This is a genomic window from Amaricoccus sp. (assembly GCF_036846665.1).
In the GTDB taxonomy this organism is placed as follows: Bacteria; Pseudomonadota; Alphaproteobacteria; order Rhodobacterales; family Rhodobacteraceae; genus Amaricoccus.
In genome coordinates this window covers 1-4,750 of record NZ_DAIUBO010000261.1, presented here as the reverse complement: position 1 = coordinate 4,750, position 4,750 = coordinate 1, and the positions used below count along the sequence as shown (strand labels likewise).

General features: G+C 73.4%; 4 protein-coding genes and 2 pseudogenes. All 6 read left to right on the top strand.

Annotated elements, in window-relative coordinates; all coding sequences use genetic code 11:
* Positions 1 to 949 (top strand): annotated as a pseudogene (locus tag V7050_RS18155) (disulfide oxidoreductase); the annotation flags it as partial.
* A gap of 90 nt (positions 950 to 1,039) precedes the next feature.
* The gene (locus V7050_RS18150) at positions 1,040 to 1,378 is read left to right on the top strand and encodes an RNA-binding S4 domain-containing protein (protein WP_324365370.1); all 339 of its coding nucleotides are present in this window, start codon (positions 1,040 to 1,042) and stop codon (positions 1,376 to 1,378) included.
* 58 nt (positions 1,379 to 1,436) lie between these two features.
* Positions 1,437 to 1,775, top strand: coding sequence for a ferredoxin FdxA (gene fdxA, locus V7050_RS18145; RefSeq protein WP_324365369.1), 339 nt, complete (start codon positions 1,437 to 1,439; stop codon positions 1,773 to 1,775).
* Between the two features lie 282 nt (positions 1,776 to 2,057).
* Entirely contained in the window at positions 2,058 to 2,573 is a 516-nt protein-coding gene (locus V7050_RS18140) for a CarD family transcriptional regulator (protein ID WP_324374327.1), read from the top strand.
* A gap of 249 nt (positions 2,574 to 2,822) precedes the next feature.
* Positions 2,823 to 4,067, top strand: coding sequence for an RsmB/NOP family class I SAM-dependent RNA methyltransferase (locus V7050_RS18135; RefSeq protein WP_324370649.1), 1,245 nt, complete (start codon positions 2,823 to 2,825; stop codon positions 4,065 to 4,067).
* Between the two features lie 63 nt (positions 4,068 to 4,130).
* Positions 4,131 to 4,750 (top strand): annotated as a pseudogene (locus V7050_RS18130) (hypothetical protein); the annotation flags it as partial.

Below are 4,750 nucleotides of genomic sequence, written 5' to 3'. Positions count from 1 at the left end.
CTGGTCGCTGGCCGAGGGGCCCGAGATCTTCCCGGAATCGCCGCCGCCGGGCCCCGTGACCGTGCCGGCGGTGCCGGACGCGCCGCCGGGCTATTCCCCCCGCGCCGGCTACCGCCTCGCGGGCGATCGGGCGATCCGGATCGACATGCTCGAACGGCTCGCCGACATGATCCGCCCGCTCGACGCCCGCGCCGGCTTCGAGGCCAGCGCCGACATGCTCTCCATCACCGGGCTGACGCTCGAGCAGTTCGCCGGGCTGATGCAGGGCCTCGGCTTCGAGGCACGCGCCGACACGCGCCCCAGGCAGAAACCGGCCGCCCCGGCCCGCCGGACCGACACGGCACCGGAAGAAGCGGCAGCCCCGGACCAGGCGACTGCTACGGCGGAGGCGCCGGCCCCGGACGCCCAGGCGCCGGCGGATCCCTCACCGGACCTGCCCACCCCCGATGCCGCGGCGGCCGTCACCGCCACCCCGCCCGAAGACGCGCCGCCGCCCGCCGCCGAGGCGCCCGAACCGCCGCTCGACTCCGCGCCTCCCGGCCCGTCGCCGGAGACCGCGGCCCCCGGCCCCGAGGATCTCCCGGCCACCGCCGGGCCCGCAGATACGGGCGCGGCCGAGGCCCCCCTCGAGACCGCCGTCGAGCCTCCTCTCGAGACCGAGACCTTCTACCTCTTCACCCGCGCCCCCCGGCGCCGGCCGGAGCGCCCGCAGAAGGGCAAGCGCCGGCCCGGGGCCGGTGCCGCCGCCCGGCAGGACGGCGGCGCAGCGGAGAAGCCCAAGGGCAAGCCGGGCGGCCCCCACCGCGGCGACCGGCCGCGCCGGGGCGCCAAGCCGGAACCCGCCGAGCCCGAGGCCCAACCCGCGAAGTCCCGCCCGCCGCGGCCCGAGCGGCCGGTCGATCCCGACAGCCCCTTCGCCGCACTGCTGGCGCTCAAGCTCAAGAAGTGACGTGTCCGGCGACCGCCGCACCGCGCATCGCCCGGAACGCTCCCGCCTCCTGAATCCGTCGCGCCCGAACGAATTGCCACGGACGCCCCGGTGAGCCCCCCGCCCCCCGATCACGACGAGGAGGCGCCCTCCGGGTCGATCCGACTCGACAAATGGCTCTGGCAAGCCCGATTCGCCAAGTCCCGCTCCCGCGCCGCGGCGCTGGTGGAATCCGGGGCGGTGCGGCTCAATTCCGCGCGGGTCGTCAAGCCCGCCACCCCGGTCAGGATCGGCGACGGGCTGAGCTTCGCGCTGGCCGGTCGGGTACACGTCCTGCGAGTGCGCGCGCTCGGCACGCGCCGCGGCCCGGCGCCGGAGGCGCGCGGTCTCTATCGCGACCTGGACGCAGCCTCTCCGGCCCTTGAACCCGACCGCGAGGCTGGTAAATAACCGGCAGCGGAGTGTGACAGGCTTTGCCGACGGACCCGAACGATCGAGGCCTGCGACCATGACCTACGTTGTGACCGAGAACTGCATCGCGTGCAAGTACACCGATTGCGTCGAGGTATGCCCGGTGGATTGCTTCTACGAGGGCGAGAACATGCTCGTCATCCACCCCGACGAATGCATCGACTGCGGCGTCTGCGAGCCGGAATGCCCGGCCGACGCCATCCGTCCGGACACGGAGCCGGACATGGAGAAATGGGTCGAGTTCAACCGGAAGTACTCCGAAGCCTGGCCGGTGCTCGCCATCAAGCGCGACCCCCTGCCCGAGGCCGAGGAGCGCGACGGCGAGACCGGCAAGATGGAGAAGTACTTCTCCGAGAGCCCCGGCGAGGGCGGCTGACCGCCGCCGCCGCCCGGTCCCGGCGCGGCGTCACGACCCCGCGGACGGCGGTTGGGCGCCGAGCGCTCACGACCTCTTGTGCCGCCCTTCCAATTCCGCCCGCCATATGCTACATTCGCAAAACAACGAATGGTCCGGAGAACTAGGCCGGGGTAGAACTGGCCTGTAAAGTCGTCTGTATGCATCATGGTTGTCGGAGCGGTTGCGGAAGTAGCCGGTCGGGCTTTGTGGCGCGTCGGATGGCAACAATTCCGGGTTGGTCAGAAGGATTTGACGCGCATCATGAGCAAGCTGAAGAAATCGGCGGAGTTCCGCCCCAACGATTTTGTCGTCTATCCGGCCCATGGCGTCGGGCGAATCATTTCGATCGACGAACAGGACGTGGCGGGAATTCGGCTGGAGATGTTCGTCATTTCGTTCGAGAAGGACAAAATGACCCTGCGGGTTCCGACCGGCAAGGCAAGTTCCGTCGGCATGCGCCCGCTGAGCTCGTCCGACATCGTCGACCGCGCGCTGGAGACGCTCAAGGGCCGCGCCCGGGTCAAGCGCGCCATGTGGTCGCGCCGCGCCCAGGAATACGAGCAGAAGATCAATTCCGGCGACCTGATCTCCATCGCCGAGGTGGTGCGCGACCTGCACCGCAACGACGACCAGCGCGAGCAGTCCTATTCCGAGCGCCAGCTCTACGAGGCGGCGCTCGAGCGGCTGACCCGCGAGGTGGCCGCCGTGAACGGCATCGAGGAGGTCAAGGCCCAGGCCCATGTCGACCGCGTGCTCGGCGGCCGCGTCGCCGCCTGAGCCCTTCCCCCGCATGACAGAGCGATGGCCTGCCGGAACCCCGGCAGGCCATTTTCGTTCCGGCACAGGTCGGTCGTTGCACTGGCAGGCACGAAACCACCGGTGAACACCGCCTGACCGGCCGAACCCGGGGCGACGGCTCCCGGAACCGGGGCACGCGGCGCTTCGGCAGCTTCGCCGCAAGGCAGCCCTCCGGCCGGCCCGCCCCCGCCTTGCCAGAGGCACGACTTTTCGGGCAGATGGCCGCCGATGACGCCCGGTGCCCGCCTTTCCGCCGCCATGGCCCTGCTCGACGCGATCCTCGCCGGCGAGCCCTCCGAGCGCGCGCTCACCCGCTGGGCGCGGGCCAGCCGCTTCGCCGGCTCCAAGGACCGCGCCGCGGTGCGCGATCTGGTCTTCGACGGGCTGCGCCGGCGCCGCTCGCTCGGCTGGCTCGGCGGGGCGGAGACCGGCCGCGCGATCCTGACCGCCCATGCGGCCCTCGAGGGCGCCGACCTCGACGCGCTCTTCACCGGCGAGGGCTTCGACCCGCCCCCGCTCACGGAGGCCGAGCGCGCCGCGCTGGCGCGCGATCCCGCCGGGGCGCCCGATCCGGTGCGCCTCGATTATCCCGATTTCCTCGACGCTTCCCTGCGCGCCTCGCTCGGCGCGGATTTCGAGCCGGTGCTCGCGGCCATGCACGACCGCGCGCCGGTCGACCTGCGCGTCAATACCCTGAAGACCAATCTCAACGCCGCCCTCGTGGTGCTCGCGCGCGACGGGGTGCAGGCGGTGCCGCATCCGCTGGTGGCCAACGCCCTGCGCGTGCGCGACAATCCCCGCCTCGTCAGCGCCAGCCGCGCCTACAGCCAGGGCATGGTCGAGCTCCAGGATCTCTCCAGCCAGGCGGTCGTGGCGGCCTGCGCCGCGGCGCCGGGCATGACCGTGCTCGACTATTGCGCGGGCGGCGGCGGCAAGACGCTGGCGCTGGCCGCGGCCATGCAGGGCCGCGGCCGGCTCATGGCCTGGGACGTGAACCCGCGGCGCATGAAGGACCTGCCCGAACGCGCCCGCCGCGCCGGCGCCGAGGTGCAGCTGCTCGCCAATGCCGAACGCAGCGCGCTGGGGCCGGTCTGCGACCTCGTGCTCGTGGACGCGCCCTGCTCGGGCACCGGCGCCTGGCGGCGCAAGCCCGAGGGCAAGTGGCGCCTGACGCCGCAGGACCTGGCCGAATTCGCGCCGCTCCAGGATCGCATCCTCGCCCAGGCCGCGCGCCATGTGCGGCCCGGCGGCAGCCTCGCCTATGCCACCTGCTCGCTGCTCGCCGACGAGAACGAGGCCCGCGCCGCCGCCTTCGCCGCCGCCCATCCCGACTGGACCCCCTTGGGCGAGCTGCGCCTCGGCCCGCTCGACGGCGGCGACGGCTTCTATCTCGCGCGCTTCGCCGCCCCGAAGGCCCGGGGACGCGCCCCCGCGGCGCCGGCGCAACCCCGCGGGGCATTCAGAGGCTCTTAACAATACCTGTGGTTGAACTTCCGGAATTGGGCTAGGTTCTTGCCGCAACCCGGGAGTCGGAACTTGCGCGAACGCGGATCCACGCAGGGCATCGAGGGCGTCGGCGACGCACGCTCGGGCGCGCTCCTGCTCCTCGCCGGGGCGGGGCTGCTCACCTCGACCCTGACCGGCATCTGGTCCGGCTCGGTCGCCGTGCCCACGGCGCTCGCCGTGGCGCTGCTCGTCTTCGGCCTCTATCTCGCCGGGCTGCGGCTGGCGGGGCGCCTGAGCGCCGCCACGGCGCCCGACCGGCGCATCGGCTATTTCGCATCCCACCCCGAGCCGGTCTACCTCACCGACCTCGACGGCGCCGTGCTCGCGCGCAACCCCGCCGCGCCCGCCACGGGCTTTCTCGAGGGCTGGCTGGCCGACCCCCGCGCCGCGATCTACCGCCTGACCCGCGAGGTGCGCGCGACCGGCTTCGCCGAGGAGGAGGCCGGGCCGAACGGCGGCCGGGTCACGGTCAGCCGGCTCGGGCCGCGCAGCCTGCTCTGGCGGCTGGACCGGCCCGGCGGGTGCAGCCGCCCGCCCGCGGCCAGCCCCCCCGATACCCCCCGGCCCCGGCTCCGCGCCGATGCCCGGGGCCGCGTGACCGCGCCCAACCCCGCCGCCCCCGGCGCCCCCGCCAAGGCCGCCGTCGCCGT